Genomic DNA, 18,003 nt, shown 5'->3' with positions numbered 1-18,003 from the left:
GCTCCTGCACCAGTGGTGGCACTTCCTGCTTCAGCGCCCTCTGCCGGCCGACCGCACCCCTGAGAGGCACACCCGCCCGGTCTTACATGGGCTCCACAGGCATCACGGCCGACGGCCCGTCGGTCCGTACCGCTCTTCGTCACGCAGCCAGCAGCACGTCTGCCAGCTCCGATGCCTTGATCACGGAGGGTGGCCTCCGCCCCGGCGGCAGCGCGGAGGCCGCCAGCCAGTACAACCGCATCCCCTCGTCCCTGAGGTTCCGCGCCGCATTCACATCCCGGTCATGTACGGCGCCGCACTCCGCGCACGTCCACTCCCGCACCGACACGTCGAGCGACGGCCCCTTCGTGTGGCAGTCGGAACACCGGCGCGTCGACGGAAAGAAACGGTCGACGATCACCAGCGTCCGGCCGTACCACGCGCAACGAAGCTGCCGCAACAGCTCCCCCCAGGCCGCATCCATGATCGACCGACTGAGCGCAGCCTTGCGCCGACGCCCTCTCCCTGTCGCCGGCCGCAGCAGATTCACGATGGCCAGATCCTCCACCACGAGCACTTGGTTCTCGCGCACGAGGCGGGTGGTCAACTGGTCCAGCATGTCCCTGCGCACATCGCTGATCAGCGCATACAGCCGAGCAATTCGCTCCCGGGCCTTCCCCCGGTTCGCCGACCCCTTCTTCTTCCGGTGCAGCCCCCGCTGCAACCGCGCCAGCTCCTTCTCGTACTTCCGCAAGAGCCGTGGATGATCCACCTTCGTCCCGTCGTCCAGCGTCACCAACGCCGCCAGACCCAGATCGATCCCCACCGCCCTCGGCTCACGCCCACCCGGCAGGAACACGGTGGGCAACGGCTCGATCCGCTCCTCGACGAGAACCGAGACGAAGTACCGGCCGGCGCGGTCCCGCATCACGGACACCTTCACCGGATCCACGCCCACCGGCAGCGGCCGCGACCACCGCACATCGAGTGGCTCCGACTGCTTCGCCAGTGTCAACCGCCCCGTGCCCGGAAGCTCTGGATCCTCCACCCACCGGAAGCCCGTCCGCACGTACGTCGCCGAGTCCCGCGAGCGGTGCTTCCTCTTCCGCTGCGGATACTTCGCCGACTGCTTGAAGAAGCGCGTGAACGCCCCGTCCAGATGCCGCAACGACTGCTGCAACACCGTCGACGACACCTCACGCAGCCAGCCCGTCTCCGACGCCTGCCGCCACCCCGTCAACGCACGGCACGACTCCGCGAACCCCACCGACACCCCATGCCGCTCCCAGGCGCCTGTCCGAAGGGCCAGCCCCTCGTTGTAGACCCAGCGGCAGGCCCCGAAGGTCTTCTCCAGCTGCTCGGCCTGTGACGGAGTCGGATAGAAGCGGTAGCGGTACACGCGCTGCTGGGTGCCGGGCTGCTTGGTCCGGCTCTTCATGGCGGTGGACGCGCGGCCGTGGTGCTTTGTGCGGTCGGCGATGCCCAGGGCGTCGCGTTTGATGCGCTTTGCTTCTTCGCCAGTCACCCGCACCGGCTGGTCCACTGCGTCCGTCATGCCCGTTCCCCCCGACTGTCCTATATGCGGAACAGCACGTCAGTCCTCTTAACGCACGGATGGTCGGATGGTCACGGGGGCGGTGAAACTTCGTGGAGACGGGCCCGGGCCGCTGTGTAGAGTGAGGGCTTGCGCGCGCGGTTTGGCGTGCACTGTGCCGCCTTAGCTCAATTGGTAGAGCAGCGATCTTGTAAGTCGCAGGTCGTCGGTTCGATTCCGACAGGCGGCTCAAACACCAGGTCAGCGCCATGCTGGCCTGGTTTTTTGTTCGAGCGGCGGCCCCCCGGGTTCAGTGTCGGCCGGTGATGCGGTCCGCTGCCTTTGCGAGGCGGTCCGTGGTGAGTCGTGGGGAGGCGGATTCCCTGCGGTCGGCCGTGCGGTAGGCGGCGTACAGGGTGTGGACGCCGAGCCAGCGGAGGGGTTCGGGTTCCCAGCGGCGGACCTTGTGGTTGACCCAGGGGAGGGTCGTGAGGTCGGTGGGGCCGGCCTGGCCGGAGTCCTGCTGGATCAGGTCGCGGAGGGTGCGGGCCGCGAGGTTGGCGGTGGCGACGCCGGAGCCGACGTAGCCGCCGGCCCAGCCGAGGCCGGTGGAGCGGTCCAGGGTGACGGTGGCGCACCAGTCGCGCGGGACGCCGAGCACGCCGGACCAGGCGTGGTCGATGCGGGTGCCCGCGGTGGTGGGGAAGAAGCGGACGAGCAGGTCGCGCAGGGCCTCGATGGTGGCGGGCTGGGTCCGGCCGTCGTTGTCCGTCGCGGAGCCGTAGCGGTAGGGGACTCCGCGGCCGCCGAGGGCGATGCGGTCGTCGGCGGTGCGCTGGGCGTACATGTAGGCGTGGGACAGGTCGCAGAGGGTTTCGCGGCCGTCCCAGCCGATGGTGTCCCAGAGGGCCTTGGGCAGGGGCTCGGTGACGATCATGGAGGAGTTCATGGGGAGCCAGGTGCGCTTCTGGCCCTTGAGGCCCGCGGTGAATCCCTCGGTGCAGCGCAGTACGTAGGGGGCGCGGACCGTGCCGTACGGGGTGACGGCGTGCTTGGGCTTGATCTCGGTGACGGGTGTCGACTCGTGGATCGTGACGCCGAGTGCTTCCACGGTGTCGGCGAGGCCCTTGACCAGTTTGGCGGGGTGCAGGCGTGCGCCGTGGGGGGTCCAGCTGGAGCCGACGGCGCCGGAGACGCGGATGTGTTCGGCGGTCTCGCGGGCGCCGCGCAGGACGCGGTCGGTCTCGCCGAAGGCGATCTCGACGGAGTGGTGGTCCTTGAGGCGGGTGAGCTGGGAGGGGGAGTGGGCGACTTCGAGGACCCCGCCGTGGTGGATGTCGGCGTCGATGTTCTCCTCGGCGGCCGTGCGGATGACTTCGCCGACGGTGTCGTTCATGGCTTTCTGGAGGCGGACGGCGGCGTCGTGGCCGTGGAGCTTGGCGTAGCGGTCGCGGCCCGCGATGCCGTTGTAGAGCCAGCCGCCGTTGCGGCCGGAGGCGCCGTATCCGCAGAACTTGGCTTCCAGGACGGTGATGTTGAGGAAGGGGACGGCTTTCTTGAGGTAGTAGGCCGTCCAGAGTCCGGTGTAGCCGCCGCCGACGATGCAGACGTCGGCGGTGGTGTCGCCGGGCAGGGGTTCGCGTGGGGCGGGGGTGCCTTCGTGCGCGTACCAGAAGGAAATGCCGCCGTTGACGGTACTGACGGTGTTCATGTGTCCCCTGCTTGTCCGTGTGCAGCCCAGTCGCTGGAGGGACGTTACCTCTACGATCGCGGCGTGATCGACGTTCCGGATGACCTGGTCATGAATCTGTGTGAGCACAAGGAAGCGGCGGGGCGGGTGTTCGCCGATGCGTTGCCCGGGCTGGCGGGGAGGTTTCTGGAGGAGTGGGGGCTGCGGTGTGACGGGCCGGTGATGTGCGGGATGTGCGCGCTGGTGGTTCCGGTGGTGCGGGAGGCGGATGGCCGTGGGGCGGCGCTGAAGCTCCAGATGGTGGATGCGGAGACGGTGGACGAGCCGGTCGCGCTGCGGGTGTGGGGTGCGGCCGGTGCGGGGGTGGTGGGGCTGCTGGAGCACGATGCGGCGACGGGGACGATGCTGCTGGAACGGCTTGACGAGCGGCGCCCGTTGACCGCGGTGGAGGATGCGCGGGAGGCGGTGCGGGTGCTCGCGGAGTCGTTGGCCCGGCTGGTGCGGGTACCGGCTCCGCCGGGGATGCGGCTGTTGGGGGACGAGGTCGCCGGGATGCTGGCGGAGACGCCCGGGGCGGTGTCGGCGCTGGCGGACGCGGACGAGCGGCGGTTGCTGCTGGATTGTGCGGCGGCGGTGCGGGAGGTGGCGGGGGAGCCGGGGGACCGGCTGCTGCACTGGGATCTGCACTACGCCAACATCCTGGCCGGGCGCGCGGAGGAGGGCCGGGCGGGGGAGTGGGTGGCTCTGGACCCGAAGCCTCTCGCGGGTGATCCGGGGTTCGAGCTGTTCCCGGCGCTGGACCAGCGCTTCGACGCGTCCGAGGTGCTGTGGAGGTTCGATTTGCTGTGCGAGGTGCTGGAGTTGGACCGGGAGCGTGCACGGGCGTGGACGCTGGGGCGGGTCCTGCAGAACGGGTTGTGGGGGATCCGGGGCGGGGCGCGGCGGGTTCCGGCGGACCATGCGGAGATCGGCCGGCGGCTGCTGGGGCTGGACTGAGGGGCGCGGGGCCTGCCCGTCTGTTTAGGCTGCCCCCATGATTCGCGTAGCCACTCCTGAAGATGTCCCTGCTATTCATGCGATGGTCCGTGAGCTCGCCGAGTACGAGAAGGCGCTCGACGAGGCGAATGCCACCGAACAGCAGCTGCGTGACGCCCTGTTCGGGGAGCGGCCCGCGGCGTATGCGCATGTGGCGGTGTCGGACGACGACGGCGAGGTCGTCGGGTTCGCGCTGTGGTTCCTCAACTTCTCGACGTGGCGCGGGGTGCACGGGGTGTACCTGGAGGATCTGTACGTACGCCCCGAGCGGCGCGGCGGCGGTCACGGGAAGGCGCTGCTGACGGAGCTGGCGCGGATCTGCGTGGAGCGTGGTTACGGGCGGCTGGAGTGGTCGGTGCTGGACTGGAACGCCCCGTCCATCGCGTTCTACGAGTCGCTGGGTGCGCGTCCCCAGGACGAGTGGACGGTGTACCGGCTGACGGACGGGGCGCTGGCGGAGCTCGGAGCGGTCTGAGGGCCACCCTGGTTCTTCCCTGGTTCCCTACGGTACGAGGACGACCTTGCCCATCGTGCCGCGCGTTTCGAGCGCGCGGTGGGCGGCGGCCGCTTCGGCGAGCGGGAAGCGCTGGACGGCGGGGCGGAGGCGGCCCGCCGCGGCTTCGGCGAGAGCGCGGGTCTCCAGTGCTCGCAGGCCGCCTCCCTTCTCGATCATGGCGGGGCCGAGGACGTTGCGTGACGTGATGCCGCGCGCGGTGCTCTCCTCCTCGGTGAGGGTGAGGACCTGGCCGCCGGAGGCGCCGTGGACGAGGTGTTCGCCGCCCGGGCCGAGCAGGTCGAGGGCGGCGCGCGCCGTGATCCCGCCGACCGAGTCGAAGAGGACGGTGGCGTGGCGGCCGAGGGCTTCGAGGTGGGCGCGGGCGTGCCGCGGCCAGTCGGGGAGGGTGTAGTCGACGGCGAGGTCGGCTCCGTTCGCCGTGGCGTGGGCGGTTTTGGCGGGTCCGCCCGCCAGGCCGATGACGGTGGCTCCGGCGTTCTTCGCGTACTGGACGAGGAGGGTGCCGATGCCTCCGGCCGCGGCGGTGACGACGGCGACGGAGTGGGGGCCGAGTTCGGTGAACCCGAGGATCCCCAGGGTGGTGCGGCCCGTGCCGATCATGGCCACGGCCTCGGCCGGGCCGAGGCCGGCGGGGAGCGGGTGGAGCTTCCCGGCGTCGACGACGGCCAGTTCGGCGTAGCCGCCGGGGGCGCCGCCGATGTGGGCGACGACGTCGCGGCCGAGCCAGGCGGGGTCGGTGCCCTCGCCGAGCGATTCGACGGTGCCCGCGATCTCGCGGCCGGGGATGGTCGGCAGTTCGGCGGCGGTGAGCCGGTAGGGGCTGGGTCTGCCTTCGCGCAGGTGGGTGTCGAGGAGGTGGACCCCGGCCGCGGCGACGGCGATGCGGACCTGGCCGGAGGCGGGGACGGGGTCCTCGGTCCGTTCGTGGCGGAGGTTCTCCGCGGGGCCGAAGGCGTGGAGGCGGATGGCGTGCATGGCGGGGCTCCCCGGGTGGTGGCGTGGTGGTCGGCGTACCACCAGCCTCGGACCTCAGGTGCGCTTGAGGTCAAGGAGTCCCTGCTGTACGGGGAGCGTTCTTCGGTGTCCTGCCGAGGAGTTCCACCGCCAGGACCGCCGCTTCGATGCCGCTGTTGAACGCGACCTCGCTGAGGAGCCCGGGGGCGGCGACCTGGTCGCCGGCGAGGAGGATCCCGTCGCCCCTGTCGACGGCGGGCCGGTCGCGCCAGGTGGTGCCGGGCTTGTCGACGGCGCCGGTACGGCCGGACGCGAGTGCTTCGCGGCGCCAGGTGGTGCGGTCGCGCCAGCCGGGGAAGCCGAGGCCGAGCAGGTCCTCGGCGCGGCGGACGGCGTCGGCGCGCGGGGTGCCGGGGGCGAGGGGGATCTGTGCCTGGATGAGCTGTTCGCCCGCTGGGGCGAGGGTGGGGTCCTGGGCGGTGAACCGTTCGATCCAGCCGGGGGAGTCGAGGTCGGAGACGATGAACGGGTCGCCGCGCCGGGTCCGCAGGGCCAGGTCGAGCAGGGCGGTCCGGCCGCTGTCCCAGGTCAGGGTGGGGTCGTCGAGCAGGGTGCGGGCGGAGTCCAGCTGGGTGGCGACGATCACCGGTCCGCCGCGGTGGAGTCCGGCCAGGTCGCGGGGGCCGATGCGGGTGGCGGTCTCGATGCGTACGCCGAGGTTCCAGGCCCGCGCGGCCATCCGGTCGACGAGCTGCGCCCAGCCGCCGACGGGGTAGTGGGCCTCGGGCGGCAGCGCGGTGGCGCGGCGCAGCCGTTCCTGGACGAAGGCGGCGGAGAGCGAACCGGGGTCGTGGTGGAAGAGGGCCACGCCCATGTAGTGCGCGGCCGCGCGTGCGCCCGCTTCGCCCACCTGGGTGGTGGCCCAGCTGAGGAAGTCCGCGTCGACGGGGGCCAGGCGGGGGTTACGGCGGCTGAGGCGCAGCATGGCGAGGGGCGGGGTCCTGCGCAGAACGCCCGCACGGTGGAAGAGGAAGCGGGTGCCTTCGAGGGGCGGTACGGAGGCGAGCCGGCCGAGGAGCCCCCGCTGTTCGAGCCAGGTCCAGTGCGGTCCGCGGCGGTAGAGGGCGTGCGGGCCCTCGTTGGTGAGGTAGGGGCCCTCCGCGGTTCTGGCCCGCCCGCCGAGGGTGTGGTGGGCCTCGTGGATGGTGACCGCGGCCCGGGATTCGGCGGCGGTGATGGCGGCGGTGAGTCCGGCGAGGCCGCCGCCGACGATGTGGATGCGCTGCATGGCTGGATCTCCTCACGAGGGGCGCTTCTGCACGGAGGACGGTTCGGCCGGCCGGTTCTGTGACACCGACCCGGGGGGTGTCAGTGGTGTGCGTCACGATGGGGGGCATGGCACGTACAGGCAACAGGAGCAGCAGGAGCGCGGGCGCGGCGAAGGGCGGGGTGGCCGGGGCGCGGCGGCCGGAGGTCCGGCTGCCGTCCCTCGTGGCGTACGACGGGGAGGGGCTGGAGCCCGACGGGGACTACGACGGGGTGCGGTTCGAGGAGACGGACCTGGCCGACGCGTCGGGGCCCGGGGCGCGCTTCATGGACTGCGAGCTGCGGGGCTGCGCCCTGGACCGGACGGAGCTGGTGCGGGCCAGGTTCATCGACTCGGTGCTGACGGGCGTACGGGGTGTGGGCACCGATCTCGCGGGGGCGTCGCTGCGTGATGTGGAGGTCCTGGACGCGCGGCTGGGCGGGGTGCAGCTGCACGGAGCGGTGCTGGAGCGGGTGCTTGTGCGGGGCGGGAAGATCGATTACCTGAATCTGCGCAAGGCGCGGCTCAAGGACGTGGTGTTCGAGGGGTGTGTGCTCTCGGAGCCTGATTTCGGGGAGGCGCAGCTGGTCAGGGTGGAGTTCCGGGACTGTGTGCTGAAGCGCGCCGACTTCAGTTCCGTACGGATGGAGTCCGTCGATCTGCGGACGGTCGCCGAGCTCGACATCGCGCGGGGTGTGGAGCGGCTGGCGGGGGCGGTGATCAGCCCGTCCCAGCTGATGGAGCTGGCTCCGGCGTTCGCGGCGCAGATCGGGGTGCGGGTGGAGGCGTAGGCGCGGGCCCGCTCAGAGGCGGGGGAAGCGGGCCTGGAGGTCCCAGACGACGGGGTTGTCGGCGAGGCCTTCGTGCATGTCGGCCAGGTCGGCGATGAGGTCGTGCAGGAAGTCGCGGGCCTCGCGGCGCAGCAGGGAGTGGCTGAAGGTGAGCGGGGGTTCGTCGCCGGGCATCCAGTCGGCGTCGACGTCGACCCAGCCGAAGCGGCGCTCGAAGAACATGCGGTCGGACGACTCGGTGAAGTCGAGCTCGGCGAACTGCTGGCGGTGCGAGCGGTTGCCCCGGGGGTCGCGGTCGATCTGCTCGACGATGTCGCAGAGCGCCCAGGCGAAGTCGAGTACGGGCACCCATCCCCAGGCTGTGGATACTTCCCGGTCGGCCTTGGTGTCGGCGAGGTAGACGTCCCCGGAGAAGAGGTCGTGCCGCAGGGCGCGGACGTCCGCGCGGCGGTAGTCGGTCTGCGGGGGGTCCGGGAAGCGCCGGGAGAGGGAGTAGCCGATGTCGAGCACGGTTCGATGGTGTCATGCCGTGCGGTCCTCCCGTGCCGCCCGGCTCCGGGGCCTCAGGTGAGCAGCCGTTGTTCCTTGGCGACGGAGACCGCTCCCGCCCGGGTGTCCACGCCGAGCTTCTCGTAGATCCGGCCCAGGTGGGTCTTGACGGTGGCCTCGCTGATGAAGAGGGCCCGTGCGATGTCGCGGTTGCCGAGGCCCTGCGACAGCTGGCCCAGGATGTCGAGTTCGCGTCCGGTGAGGGTGGGCCGGGGGTTGCGCATCCGGGCCATGACCCGGCCGGCGACCGGGGCGGAGAGTGTGGTGCGGCCCTGTGCGGCGGCGCGGATCGCGGCGAAGAGTTCCTCGGGGCGTTCGGCCTTGAGCAGGTAGCCGGTGGCCCCGGCCTCGATGGCGCGGGTGATGTCGGCGTCGGTGTCGTACGTGGTGAGGACGAGGACGTGTGCGGTCCCGGCGGCGGCGATGCGCCGGGTGGCCTCGACGCCGTCGATCCCGGGGCCCAGCTGGAGGTCCATGAGGACGACGTCGGGGCCGAGCCGGGCGGCCAGGGCGACGGCCTCCTCGCCGCTGCCCGCCTCGCCCACGACCTCGATGTCGGGTTCGCCGCCGAGGAGGGCGAGCAGCCCGGCCCGTACGACGGCGTGGTCGTCGCAGAGCAGGATGCGTACGGGCGGAGTCATGCCTGTCCCTCCGGGGCTGACGGGTTTGACGGTGCTGACGGGGCTGACGGTTCCGGTGGGGCTTGTGGGCCCGACGGGGCGGCGGGATGGGGCAGGGGCACGGCGGCGGACAGCACCGTGCCTTCCCCGGGCGCCGATTCGACGGTCAGGGTGCCGCCGAGCTGCCGCACCCGGGCCCGCATCGCCGGCAGCCCGTGGCCGCGTACGTCCGCGGGCGGGCGCGGTGCCGGCCGGTCCGGGTCGAAGCCCCGGCCGTTGTCGGCGATGTCGAGGACCACCCGGTCGCCGAGGTGGGTCAGGGTGAGCGCGGCGACGGTGGCCTCGGCGTGCTCGGTGACGTTCGCGAGGGCGCCCTGCGCGATCCGCAGCAGCGCCGACTGCACCCGGTCGGGCAGCGGTGCGGCCGGGACGCCCTCCACATGGCAGCGGACGGTGGGGCCGTCGCCGGACCGGTCGGTCTCCCGGGCGGCGAGTGCGTGCAGCGCCGCCTCCAGCCCGCCGCCCTCCGCCAGGTCGGCGGGGGCGAGGTCGTGCACGAAGCGGCGGGCCTCGGCGAGATTGCGCTCCGCGATGCCGGTCGCCGTCAGGACGTGGCGGCGTGCGGTGGCCGGGTCGGCGTCCCAGGAGCGGTCGGCGGCCTGGAGCAGCATCTGCTGACTGGAGAGGCCCTGGGCCAAGGTGTCGTGGATCTCCATGGACAGCCGCTGGCGTTCGGCGAGGGTCCCTTCCCGGCGTTCGGTGGCGGCCAGTTCCCGACGGGTGCGCAGCAGGTCGTCGATCAGCTCACGCTGACGTACGGACAGGTCGCGTTGGCGTACGGCCTGGCGCTGCATATGGACGAAGACGGCCGTCGCGACGGCGGCGACGGCGGGCGGGGCCAGGACGAGATTCGGGTCGAAGCCACTGGCGAGCCGCAGTTGTGCGGCGACGACGAACACGGTGAGCAGGGCGACGAGCGCCAGGGCGGCGCGCGGCGGCAGGATCCGCAGGCCCGTGTAGAAGAGCGGGACGGCGCACCACGCGAAGCTCGGCGCGAGGACGACCAGGACCATCCACACCACGACGAGGGCGCCGAGCCAGGTCAGGCGGCGTGGTGTGGGCCGGGAGCCGAGCACCGGGCCGAGGAGGTACAGCCCGGCGAGCACGGCCGACAGGGCGATGATCCAAGGGGTACGGGCCTCGCCGGGGTGGCGCATGAGGAAGCGCGCGAGCGAGGCGCCGAGCAGCAGGAAGAACGCGGCGTGCATGAGGAGGGCCAGCCACCGGGCATCCGGATCGCCCGCTGCGCCCGGCCCGGTTCCGTTCCGCCGCACCTCGTACCCCGCGCTCCCTCGTCCGTGACCTGCGCTGTCCTGTCGCCGCACTGCTGACCTGCGCGGACGCCCATGCGTATCCCCGTGCGCACCCCCATGGTCACCCCCCGGCGCCCCCTCCGCATCAACCGATCGGCTGACAGGGCGGTCGGCCGACACGGGTGCGGCTTCCAGCCGGTACGCCGACCGTGCGGGCCCGGATCCGGCCGGAGGATCGATACAGGAAGCCGGACGGCTGGGAGCCGAGCCGCAGAACACCCGAGGGGACCACCATGAAGAAGATGTCGCTGCGCACCCGTGTCCTGACCGGTGCCGTCGCCGTCGGCGCCCTGGGCGCCGGAACCTTCGGCGCGATGTCCGCGAACGCCTCCACCCCCGCCGCCGCGGTGAAGGCCGACACCGCCGACCGGAACCTCCAGCAGTCCACCCACCTGACCATCGCCGCCGCGACCAAGGCCGCGCAGGCCGCCCTGGACGCCGCGAAGAAGGAGAACCAGCGCGTCTCGGTCGCGGTCGTCGACCGGAACGGCAACACCCTCGTCACTCTGCGCGGCGACGGTGCGGGCCCGCAGTCCCCGGAGTCCGCCGTGGAGAAGGCGTACACCGCCGTCTCCTGGAACGCGCCCACCTCCGAGCTGGTCAAGCGCCTGGAGCAGGCCCCGAACCTGAAGGACATCCCCGGCACCCTGTTCCTGGCGGGCGGCGCGCCCGTACAGGTCAAGGGCGCCCCGGTGGCGGGCGTCGGCGTCGCGGGAGCCCCGAGCGGCGACCTGGACGAGAAGTTCGCCACGGCGGGAGTCGCCGCGCTCGGCCGCTGACGCCCGGCCCGGCGAGCGCGGCAGCCGTCCGGTCAGTCGCAGTCGAGCGCTGTGCGGGCGGCGGCGGTGAAGCGGTTCTGCACGTCGGATGCCTTGACCAGGGTCGCCGCGGCCTTCTCCTCCGGGGTGTCAGGGGAGTACACGTAATCGGCGATGTCTGTCGCGAAGTATGTCTCCTTGCCGCCGCAGACGGCATGGTCGAAGTGTCGCTCCTTCGCCGAGAGCAGCAGCTCGGGGTTACGGACGACCGCGAGCCGGGCGAACGGCTCTCGGTCGTCGTCCCGGGGCAGCCCGGTGGCGGGCTGGTGCAGGGAGAGGTCGCAGAACCAGGCGTCGTCGCGGGAGCCCGAGGTCTGCTCCCGCAGAGGACTGGCCGCCGGAGCCTTGGCGCCGAGGGAGAAGCCGTCCAGGCCGCACACCGTGGCAGGGTCGCTCTTGGCGGGAGCGGACGCCTGGATGAGGTCCGCCGAGGCGTTCCCCGCAGCTGAGTCGGCAGGCGCGCAGTCGTGATCGGCGGCGAGCTTACGGGCTGTGGCCCGGGTCAGTCGGGCGAGTTCTGCCGGGTCGGCGTCCCCCCGCTCGGTGACGACGTTCAGGACCGTGCGGTCGCCCTTGGCCCATGCGGCGCCGATCGGGCCGCAGTCGGACGGCAGGGCCACCCAGCCGTTGCCGTCCGTGTCGAAGGCGCCGGGCAGCTCGCCCGGCAGGATGTTCTGTGCACCCGAGGCCTTCCACCCGGACCGGCCGAAGGGGTGGGCGGGGGTGACAGAGGCGGCCGACAGCCGGATTTTCGCGTCCGTGGTGCCCGGCAGCCAGCCGGACTGTTCCACCGTGCAGCCTCCGAGGTTGTCGGTGCTGCCGGTCACCCGGCCGAAGCCGTCGAGGCTCTTCCCGGCGTCCTCGCCGCTGAACCACCCGTCGCACAGGTCACGGGGCCCCAGGACGTTGGTGTTGGTTGCCACCGTCACGCCGGCCACCACGGCCAGCGCGCAGACGCCGGCCGTGACCAGCCACGCCCGGCGGCGCTTGATGTGGTCTGTTCCCGTTCGTCCCATGGTGTGAAATCCTCGCCCCGCCCTGCCTGGTCAAGTGACGAGTATGAACGGGGTGATGAGGGCCTCACCCATGGGGTCCGGCCTCGTGCCGAGGAGCCGGCCTGCGGACGCGGACCGGCTCCCGGGTTCCGTGGCGCTACTTCACGTTGACGCCGGTCCAGGCGGCCTGGACGGCCGCGAGTTCGGTGCTGTCGGCCCCGTACAGGTCGGTGGCTGCCTTCTCGGTCGCGTCGCGGGCGCCCGCGTAGTCGGTGCTCGACGTCATGTAGACGGAGAGCGCCTTGTACCAGATCTGGTAGGCCTTCTGGCGGCCGATGCCCGTGACCGTGGAGCCGTCGGCGGTCGGGGAGTCGTAGTCGACGCCGCCGATGGTCTTGGCCCCGCTGCCCTCGGCCAGCAGGTAGAAGAAGTGGTTGGCGACACCGGAGGAGTAGTGCACGTCGAGGTCGCCGACGCCGGAGTCCCAGTAGTCCGCCGAGCCGCCGTCCTTGCTCGGCTTGTCCATGTAGCGCAGCGGGGTTCCGTCGCCGTTGATGTCGATCTTCTCGCCGATGAGGTAGTCACCGGGGTCGGTCGCGTTGTCGGCGAAGAACTCGACGGAGGTGCCGAAGATGTCGCTGGTCGCCTCGTTGAGGCCGCCGGACTCGCCCGCGTAGTCGAGGTTGGCGGTGGCCGCGGTCAGACCGTGGCTCATCTCGTGGCCGGCGACGTCGATCGCGGTGAGCGCGCTCTTGTCGTCGGCCCCGTCGCCGTAGGTCATGCAGAAGCAGCTGTCGTCCCAGAAGGCGTTGACGTAGCCGGTGCCGAAGTGGACGCGGGAGTACGCGGCCCGGCCGTCGCCGGCTATCCCGTCGCGGCCGAGCTCGGACTTGTAGAAGTCCCAGGTCGTCGCCGCGCCGTAGTGGGCGTCGACCGCCGCGGTCTGGCGGTCGTCGCCGGTGCCGTCGCCCCAGGTGTCGTCGTCGTCGGTGACGAGGGCGCCGGTGCCGGTCTGGCCCTGGTTGAGGTCGTACGTCTTGTGGCCGCCCCGGTCGCCGTCGGTCAGCTCGAAGCCCGAACCGCCCTTCGTCGTCGAGAGGGTGACCTTCCCGCTGTACTGGCTGTTGCCGGTGCCGGTCTCGACGGCCTCGTAACTGTGCAGCTGCTTGCCGGTCGTGGCGTCCGTGATGATGTGCAGCCGGCTGGGGGTGCCGTCCTTCTGGACACCGGTCTTCACGGTCTCGAACGCGAGGGCGGGCTTGCCGCTGCCCGCCCAGACGACGGTGCGCGCGTTCGCCGCGGCCTTCAGCTTCGGCTGCGTCGTGGGTACGGCGATGCGGGCGTCGGTGGCCTTGTCGACGCCCTTGGACGTGCCGTCGGCGGCGGTGTGGGTGACGAGGTCGCCGCCGAGGACCGGCAGTCCGGCGTAGGTGCGCTCGTAGCGGGTGTGGACGGTGCCGTGGGCGTCCTTGATCACATCACGGGCGATCAGCTTCTCCTGGCTGCCGAGCCCGAGGGACTCGGCGGCCGCCGTGGCGTCGGCCTGGGCGGCCCGCAGGGCGGTGGTGCGCTGGGTGGCCGTGTTCACGCCGAGAGCGTTGGCACCGGCCGTGGTGCCGGAGGAAGAGGCGGTGTCATCGGCGGTGCGGGAACCGGCCGTTGCCGTACCGGTCTGGACGCCGACGACGACCATCGCGGCAACTGCGGCCAGGGCGGCGGCGCGACGGGTGTTCATGTGGGGGGTCATGCCTTCTCCGTTGCTCGTTCCTGTGGGGGTTACGAGCGGAGAGCGTGCCACCGAATGAACGACTTTGACGGGACGCCGACAATTGCCTCACAAGTTTTTGACCAGTTCTTGTCCGAATGGGGCGCGTCCGTGTCCGCTATGTGAAGCGGACGCACGGGAGCCCCCGGCCGACCGCAGTCGGTACGGGGGCTCCCGTGGAAGCGCGTGTGTGACGCCGGGTCAGAGGTTGACGCCGAAGTCCTGGGCGATGCCGCGCAGGCCGGAGGCGTAACCCTGGCCGACGGCGCGGAACTTCCACTCGGCGCCGTTGCGGTAGAGCTCGCCGAAGACCATGGCGGTCTCGGTGGCGGCGTCCTCGCTCAGGTCGTAGCGGGCGATCTCGGTGCCGCCGGCCTGGTTGATGATGCGGATGAAGGCGTTCCGCACCTGGCCGAAGTTCTGGCTGCGCGCCTCGGCGTCGTAGATGGAGACCGGGAAGACGATCTTGTCGATGTCCGCCGGGAGGCCCGCGAGGTTGACGTTGATCTGCTCGTCGTCGCCCTCGCCCTGGCCCGTGACGTTGTCACCGGTGTGGACGATGGTCTGGTCCGGCGTCGCCTTGTTGTTGAAGAAGACGAAGTGGCCGTCGGAGTAGACCTTGCCGGCGGTGTTGACCGCGATCGCCGAGGCGTCGAGGTCGAAGTCGGTGCCGGTGGTGGTGCGGACGTCCCAGCCGAGGCCGACCGTGACGGCGGTCAGGCCCGGGGCCTCCTTGGTGAGCGAGACGTTGCCGCCCTTGGACAGGCTTACAGCCATGGGAAGTCCCTTTCCTCGTCGTGTGCGGGCTTCGTGCCATCACGAAAGCTACCGTCACCCGTCCTAACGCAGACAAGAGACCACGAGGTTCCTGCTCGCTTTACTTTCTTTGCCGAACTTCTGGCCGAACGCTCGCAAAACAAGGTGACGAACCGGTCGCGCGCCAGGGAACATGGGTGTCATGTCCGGGCCCTATGTCATCCGCGGTTCGGTCTCCCTGCCGGAGGCCGAACTCATGTGGCGTTTCTCGCGGTCCTCGGGGCCCGGCGGGCAGCACGTCAACACGAGCGACTCCCAGGTGGAGCTCCGCTTCGACCTCGCGGCGACCGAGTCCCTGCCCGAGGTGTGGAAGGCCCGCGCCCTCGAACGCCTCGCGAGCCGGCTGGTCGGCGGTGTCGTGTCCGTACGCGCCTCGGAGCACCGCTCCCAGTGGCGCAACCGTGAGACGGCCGCCGTGCGGCTCGCGGCGCTCCTGGCGGAGGCCACCGCGCCCCCGCCGAAGCCGCGTCTCAAGAAGAAGATCCCGCGCGGCATCAACGAGCGCAGGCTGCGCGAGAAGAAGCAGCGCGGCGACACGAAGCGCGGGCGCTCCGGCCGCGACTGGTAGCCGCGGCCTCACGGCGAGGGCGCGCCGGTGAACCACTCGGCGAGCGCGTGCCGCTCAGCCCAGCTGCCGGTAGCGGCCCTTGAAGTACGTCAGCGGCTCGCCGTCCGTGTTCGGCAGCGACGCCGTCAGCACCCGTCCGATCACCAGCGTGTGATCGCCGGCCTGGACGCGCTGCTCCGTCTCGCACTCCAGGGCGGCCAGTGCCCCGTCCACGAGGAACGCTCCCGTGGCGTCGCCCCGTATGCAGGGGAGGTCCGCGAACAGCAGCCGGTCGCTGATCCGCCCCTTCATGGAGAACCGTCCGGCGATCTGCCGCTGGCTCTCCGCGAGCACCGACACCGCCCACCGGGGCTGTTCGGCCAGCAGGTCGTCCATCCGGGAGTCGTTCCGCACGCTCACCATGACCAGCGGCGGGTCCAGCGACACCGACATGAAGGCGGTCGCCGTCATCCCGACGTCCTCGCCCCTGCCGTCCTCGTCCAGCGGTGGCTCCTGGGCGGTGATCAGCACCACGCCCGCCGCCAGACGGGACAGGGCGGCGCGGAATTCGTCGTTGCTCACCCCTTCAGCATGGGGGACGGCTTCGGGGCGCGGGGCGAGGGGAGTCTTCTGCAGCACACGGGGCACGCTAGTGCCGCGGTACACGCCGTCGCATCGGCCCAGGGGACCAGCCGGGTCCTAGGACCAGGGCCCCACGTGTGCCGATTTGCGTTCGGCAAAGAACGGCGGTGCCTGGAGGTGCGGCCGAAGGTCTTTACCATCTGTTGTGACTTGAGTCACAGAGAGCAATATTTGTTGACCCTGTGTACCGGGTGCACAGCTCACTGTGATTCAGTGGCCGTGACAGTGCAACAAGTACGTCGATATGAAACCTGGAGTTGCTGTCGAGGTCTCAGGGAGTGCGAGCAATGGAGGCCGAGTCGGAGCCGTACGTCCGTCTTGCGACCATGCGGCAGTTGCACCAGGCCGTCGCTGATCTCAACACGGCGCGGAGCCTGGCGGACACGCTGCAGTCCGTCGCCGACGGCATCGTCGCCGGTCTCGGCTACGAACTGGGCTGCGTGAACCTCGTCCGCCCCGACGGCGATCTGGTGGTCGCCGCGTTCGCCGGCAACAGCGCCGCGGAATCCCTGATCACCGGCCGTGTCGGCTCCCGCGCGTCCTGGGAGCGCAGGCTGTCCATGGGCGAGGCCTGGGACGAGCTCCGGTTCATACCGCACACCGAGGGCTGGGTGCTCCTCGACGACGACGTACCGCAGTGGCACACCGAGGGGCCCGAGCCCCGCTTCGAGGACGAGTGGCACCCCCTGGACCGCCTCTACGCCCCGATGTACGCCTCCGGCGGAGGTCTGGACCTCCTGGGGGTCATCTCGGTCGACAGGCCGCGCAACGGCCGCCGCCCCGGCGCCTGGGGCCGTGAGGCCCTCCAGATGTACGCCTCCCAGGCGGCCATTGCGATCAGTAACGCTCGTCTCCGAGCAAACATGCAGCGCGCCCTGGTCAGACTCGAACGGGAACAGCAGGCACTGCGGGCCAGCGAGGAGTCCTTCCGCCAGGCGTTCGAGTACGCCCCCAGCGGCATGGCCATCGCGGAGATGGGCGGCGACCAGCACGGCAGGCTGCTGCGGACCAATGACGCGCTCTGCCGCCTCCTGGGGCGCCCCGCCTCCGTCCTGCGCCGCTACTCCTTCGCCGACCTCGTCCACCCCGAGGACATCGGCACCCTGCTGCGCACGTCCGCCGAGGGCGGGCGGGCCGAGCTGCGGCTCGGGCGCAGGGACGGCACGTATCTGTGGGTCTCGCTGCGCAACTCCGTCGTCGCGGACACGACCGACGGCCCGCGCTTCCTGCTCACCCACGTCGAGGACATCGAGGAGCGCAAGCGCAACGAGCTGCATCTCGCGCACCGCGCCTCGCACGACGCGCTGACCGGTCTGCCCAACAGCGCCGAACTGCGCTCCCGGCTCGGCGCCCGGCTGTGTGAGAGGCCTCACTCGGTCACCTCCAGCGCCATAGAGGCGCTCGACGCGGCCTACGGCGATGTGGAGAGCCCGGCGCACGCCTATCGGGCGGACGGTTACGAGGGGGAGGCCGCCCCGGGCGTCGGCCCCTACGACCACCATGTGCACATCGTGGCGCCCGACGCGGACCGCGACGACGGGACCAAGGGGCTCGCGGTGCTCTTCTGCGACCTGGACGGCTTCAAGTCCATCAACGACCGCTTCGGGCACCACGCGGGTGACGCGGTTCTCATCGAGGTCGCCCGGCGGCTCACGACCTGCGTACGGGACGGTGACACGGTCGCGCGGCTCGGGGGTGACGAATTCGTCGTCCTCGCGGACGGTCTCGGGGCGGCAGATGCCGCGGATCTGGCCGTACGCTTGCGTAACGCCATCATTCCGCCCATCCGGGTGGACGGCCGGGCAGTCAGGGTCGGGGCGAGTTTCGGTATCGGCTGGGCCGAGTGCGGCATGACCGAGGAAGAGGTCCTGCACTCCGCCGACCAGCGGATGTACGTGGAGAAGCGGTCCCGGTCGAAGGTTCACCGCAGAGCCGGCTGACGTTCACGCCCCGGCCGTTCCCGTGCACCGCACGGTTTTCCGGGGTGCCGAGGGCAATTCGACGCATGCTCCGTTCGGGGTAGGCTCGGCCGGTCGGCGACGGCTGGCGACATGGTGAGGAGTGACCCAGGG

Annotated in this window: 17 protein-coding genes and 1 tRNA gene; 7 read left to right on the top strand and 11 right to left on the bottom strand. The window is 71.3% G+C overall.

The features are described 5' to 3' along the window. Positions 1 to 139 precede the first annotated feature (139 nt). Positions 140 to 1,534: an RNA-guided endonuclease InsQ/TnpB family protein gene (locus ACIRD8_RS09635; protein WP_403988434.1), complete on the bottom strand. Its 1,395-nt coding sequence runs from the start codon at positions 1,532 to 1,534 to the stop codon at positions 140 to 142. Between the two features lie 156 nt (positions 1,535 to 1,690). Here ACIRD8_RS09635 and ACIRD8_RS09630 point away from each other — a divergent pair. After that, positions 1,691 to 1,763, top strand: a tRNA-Thr gene (locus tag ACIRD8_RS09630). 60 nt (positions 1,764 to 1,823) lie between these two features. Here ACIRD8_RS09630 and ACIRD8_RS09625 read toward each other — a convergent pair. Further along, the gene (locus ACIRD8_RS09625) at positions 1,824 to 3,224 is read right to left on the bottom strand and encodes an NAD(P)/FAD-dependent oxidoreductase (RefSeq protein WP_403988432.1); all 1,401 of its coding nucleotides are present in this window, start codon (positions 3,222 to 3,224) and stop codon (positions 1,824 to 1,826) included. 90 nt (positions 3,225 to 3,314) lie between these two features. Here ACIRD8_RS09625 and ACIRD8_RS09620 point away from each other — a divergent pair, with 90 nt between their 5' ends. Further along, positions 3,315 to 4,199, top strand: coding sequence for an aminoglycoside phosphotransferase family protein (locus ACIRD8_RS09620; RefSeq protein WP_403988713.1), 885 nt, complete (start codon positions 3,315 to 3,317; stop codon positions 4,197 to 4,199). Between the two features lie 37 nt (positions 4,200 to 4,236). Continuing rightward, positions 4,237 to 4,713: a GNAT family N-acetyltransferase gene (locus ACIRD8_RS09615; protein WP_403988430.1), complete on the top strand. Its 477-nt coding sequence runs from the start codon at positions 4,237 to 4,239 to the stop codon at positions 4,711 to 4,713. A 27-nt stretch (positions 4,714 to 4,740) separates the two neighbouring features. Here the strand turns inward: ACIRD8_RS09615 and ACIRD8_RS09610 are convergent, their stop codons facing one another. Together ACIRD8_RS09610 and ACIRD8_RS09605 are read right to left on the bottom strand one after the other, a co-directional pair. Then, entirely contained in the window at positions 4,741 to 5,730 is a 990-nt protein-coding gene (locus ACIRD8_RS09610; protein WP_403988428.1) for a zinc-binding dehydrogenase, read from the bottom strand. 70 nt (positions 5,731 to 5,800) lie between these two features. Next, positions 5,801 to 6,997: an NAD(P)-binding protein gene (locus tag ACIRD8_RS09605; RefSeq protein ID WP_403988426.1), complete on the bottom strand. Its 1,197-nt coding sequence runs from the start codon at positions 6,995 to 6,997 to the stop codon at positions 5,801 to 5,803. Positions 6,998 to 7,104: 107 nt separating this feature from the next. Between ACIRD8_RS09605 and ACIRD8_RS09600 the strand changes: the two genes are divergently transcribed. Beyond that, a complete protein-coding gene (locus ACIRD8_RS09600; protein ID WP_403988424.1) occupies positions 7,105 to 7,806 on the top strand; it encodes a pentapeptide repeat-containing protein in 702 nt (233 codons plus the stop codon). Between the two features lie 12 nt (positions 7,807 to 7,818). Here the strand turns inward: ACIRD8_RS09600 and ACIRD8_RS09595 are convergent, their stop codons facing one another. The 3 genes from ACIRD8_RS09595 to ACIRD8_RS09585 are packed head-to-tail and all read right to left on the bottom strand — an operon-like array spanning position 7,819 to position 10,309. Continuing rightward, positions 7,819 to 8,316 carry a hypothetical protein gene (locus ACIRD8_RS09595; protein ID WP_403988422.1) on the bottom strand — a complete coding sequence of 166 codons (498 nt, stop codon included), beginning with the start codon at positions 8,314 to 8,316 and terminating at the stop codon, positions 7,819 to 7,821. Positions 8,317 to 8,369: 53 nt separating this feature from the next. Beyond that, a complete protein-coding gene (locus ACIRD8_RS09590; RefSeq protein ID WP_403988420.1) occupies positions 8,370 to 8,996 on the bottom strand; it encodes a response regulator in 627 nt (208 codons plus the stop codon). Next, complete coding sequence (locus ACIRD8_RS09585; protein ID WP_403988418.1) at positions 8,993 to 10,309, bottom strand: sensor histidine kinase; 1,317 nt, start codon at positions 10,307 to 10,309, stop codon at positions 8,993 to 8,995. The genes ACIRD8_RS09590 and ACIRD8_RS09585 overlap by 4 nt, the downstream gene beginning before the upstream one ends. Before the next feature lie 272 nt (positions 10,310 to 10,581). On the opposite strand from ACIRD8_RS09585, the gene ACIRD8_RS09580 reads away from it, so the two are divergent. Then, positions 10,582 to 11,127 (top strand): heme-binding protein, encoded by a 546-nt coding sequence (locus tag ACIRD8_RS09580; protein WP_403988416.1) that lies wholly within the window; start codon positions 10,582 to 10,584, stop codon positions 11,125 to 11,127. 32 nt (positions 11,128 to 11,159) lie between these two features. On the opposite strand, the gene ACIRD8_RS09575 is transcribed toward ACIRD8_RS09580, so the two are convergent. The 3 genes from ACIRD8_RS09575 to ACIRD8_RS09565 form a co-directional block, all read right to left on the bottom strand. Further along, positions 11,160 to 12,182, bottom strand: coding sequence for a hypothetical protein (locus tag ACIRD8_RS09575; RefSeq protein ID WP_403988414.1), 1,023 nt, complete (start codon positions 12,180 to 12,182; stop codon positions 11,160 to 11,162). Positions 12,183 to 12,318: 136 nt separating this feature from the next. Then, positions 12,319 to 13,908, bottom strand: coding sequence for a M4 family metallopeptidase (locus tag ACIRD8_RS09570; RefSeq protein ID WP_403988412.1), 1,590 nt, complete (start codon positions 13,906 to 13,908; stop codon positions 12,319 to 12,321). A gap of 219 nt (positions 13,909 to 14,127) precedes the next feature. Beyond that, a complete protein-coding gene (locus ACIRD8_RS09565; RefSeq protein WP_031093417.1) occupies positions 14,128 to 14,703 on the bottom strand; it encodes a TerD family protein in 576 nt (191 codons plus the stop codon). A 172-nt stretch (positions 14,704 to 14,875) separates the two neighbouring features. Between ACIRD8_RS09565 and arfB the strand changes: the two genes are divergently transcribed. Then, the gene (gene arfB, locus ACIRD8_RS09560) at positions 14,876 to 15,310 is read left to right on the top strand and encodes an alternative ribosome rescue aminoacyl-tRNA hydrolase ArfB (protein ID WP_205018118.1); all 435 of its coding nucleotides are present in this window, start codon (positions 14,876 to 14,878) and stop codon (positions 15,308 to 15,310) included. Positions 15,311 to 15,364: 54 nt separating this feature from the next. On the opposite strand, the gene ACIRD8_RS09555 is transcribed toward arfB, so the two are convergent. Beyond that, on the bottom strand, positions 15,365 to 15,871 hold the full coding sequence (locus tag ACIRD8_RS09555; protein WP_403988711.1) for a flavin reductase family protein: 507 nt from the start codon (positions 15,869 to 15,871) through the stop codon (positions 15,365 to 15,367). Between the two features lie 347 nt (positions 15,872 to 16,218). On the opposite strand from ACIRD8_RS09555, the gene cdgB reads away from it, so the two are divergent. Further along, on the top strand, positions 16,219 to 17,871 hold the full coding sequence (cdgB, locus tag ACIRD8_RS09550) for a diguanylate cyclase CdgB (RefSeq protein ID WP_403988410.1): 1,653 nt from the start codon (positions 16,219 to 16,221) through the stop codon (positions 17,869 to 17,871). The last annotated feature ends 132 nt before the right edge of the window (positions 17,872 to 18,003 follow it).

The sequence above is a fragment of the Streptomyces sp. NPDC102451 genome, assembly GCF_044765485.1.
Taxonomy (GTDB): Bacteria; Actinomycetota; Actinomycetes; order Streptomycetales; family Streptomycetaceae; genus Streptomyces.
This window is presented reverse-complemented; position numbering and strand designations above follow the sequence as displayed.

Bases quoted from the DNA above. Each gene is read 5' to 3' on its own strand.
- ACIRD8_RS09620 (WP_403988713.1), top strand. From the start codon at position 3,315: ATGAATCTGTGTGAGCACAAGGAAGCGGCGGGGCGGGTGTTCGCCGAT.
- arfB (WP_205018118.1), top strand. From the start codon at position 14,876: ATGGGTGTCATGTCCGGGCCCTATGTCATCCGCGGTTCGGTCTCCCTG.
- ACIRD8_RS09605 (WP_403988426.1), bottom strand. From the start codon at position 6,997: ATGCAGCGCATCCACATCGTCGGCGGCGGCCTCGCCGGACTCACCGCC.
- cdgB (WP_403988410.1), top strand. From the start codon at position 16,219: ATGGAGGCCGAGTCGGAGCCGTACGTCCGTCTTGCGACCATGCGGCAG.
- ACIRD8_RS09580 (WP_403988416.1), top strand. From the start codon at position 10,582: ATGAAGAAGATGTCGCTGCGCACCCGTGTCCTGACCGGTGCCGTCGCC.
- ACIRD8_RS09600 (WP_403988424.1), top strand. From the start codon at position 7,105: ATGGCACGTACAGGCAACAGGAGCAGCAGGAGCGCGGGCGCGGCGAAG.
- ACIRD8_RS09570 (WP_403988412.1), bottom strand. From the start codon at position 13,908: ATGACCCCCCACATGAACACCCGTCGCGCCGCCGCCCTGGCCGCAGTT.
- ACIRD8_RS09615 (WP_403988430.1), top strand. From the start codon at position 4,237: ATGATTCGCGTAGCCACTCCTGAAGATGTCCCTGCTATTCATGCGATG.
- ACIRD8_RS09565 (WP_031093417.1), bottom strand. From the start codon at position 14,703: ATGGCTGTAAGCCTGTCCAAGGGCGGCAACGTCTCGCTCACCAAGGAG.
- ACIRD8_RS09610 (WP_403988428.1), bottom strand. From the start codon at position 5,730: ATGCACGCCATCCGCCTCCACGCCTTCGGCCCCGCGGAGAACCTCCGC.
- ACIRD8_RS09590 (WP_403988420.1), bottom strand. From the start codon at position 8,996: ATGACTCCGCCCGTACGCATCCTGCTCTGCGACGACCACGCCGTCGTA.
- ACIRD8_RS09625 (WP_403988432.1), bottom strand. From the start codon at position 3,224: ATGAACACCGTCAGTACCGTCAACGGCGGCATTTCCTTCTGGTACGCG.
- ACIRD8_RS09575 (WP_403988414.1), bottom strand. From the start codon at position 12,182: ATGGGACGAACGGGAACAGACCACATCAAGCGCCGCCGGGCGTGGCTG.
- ACIRD8_RS09635 (WP_403988434.1), bottom strand. From the start codon at position 1,534: ATGACGGACGCAGTGGACCAGCCGGTGCGGGTGACTGGCGAAGAAGCA.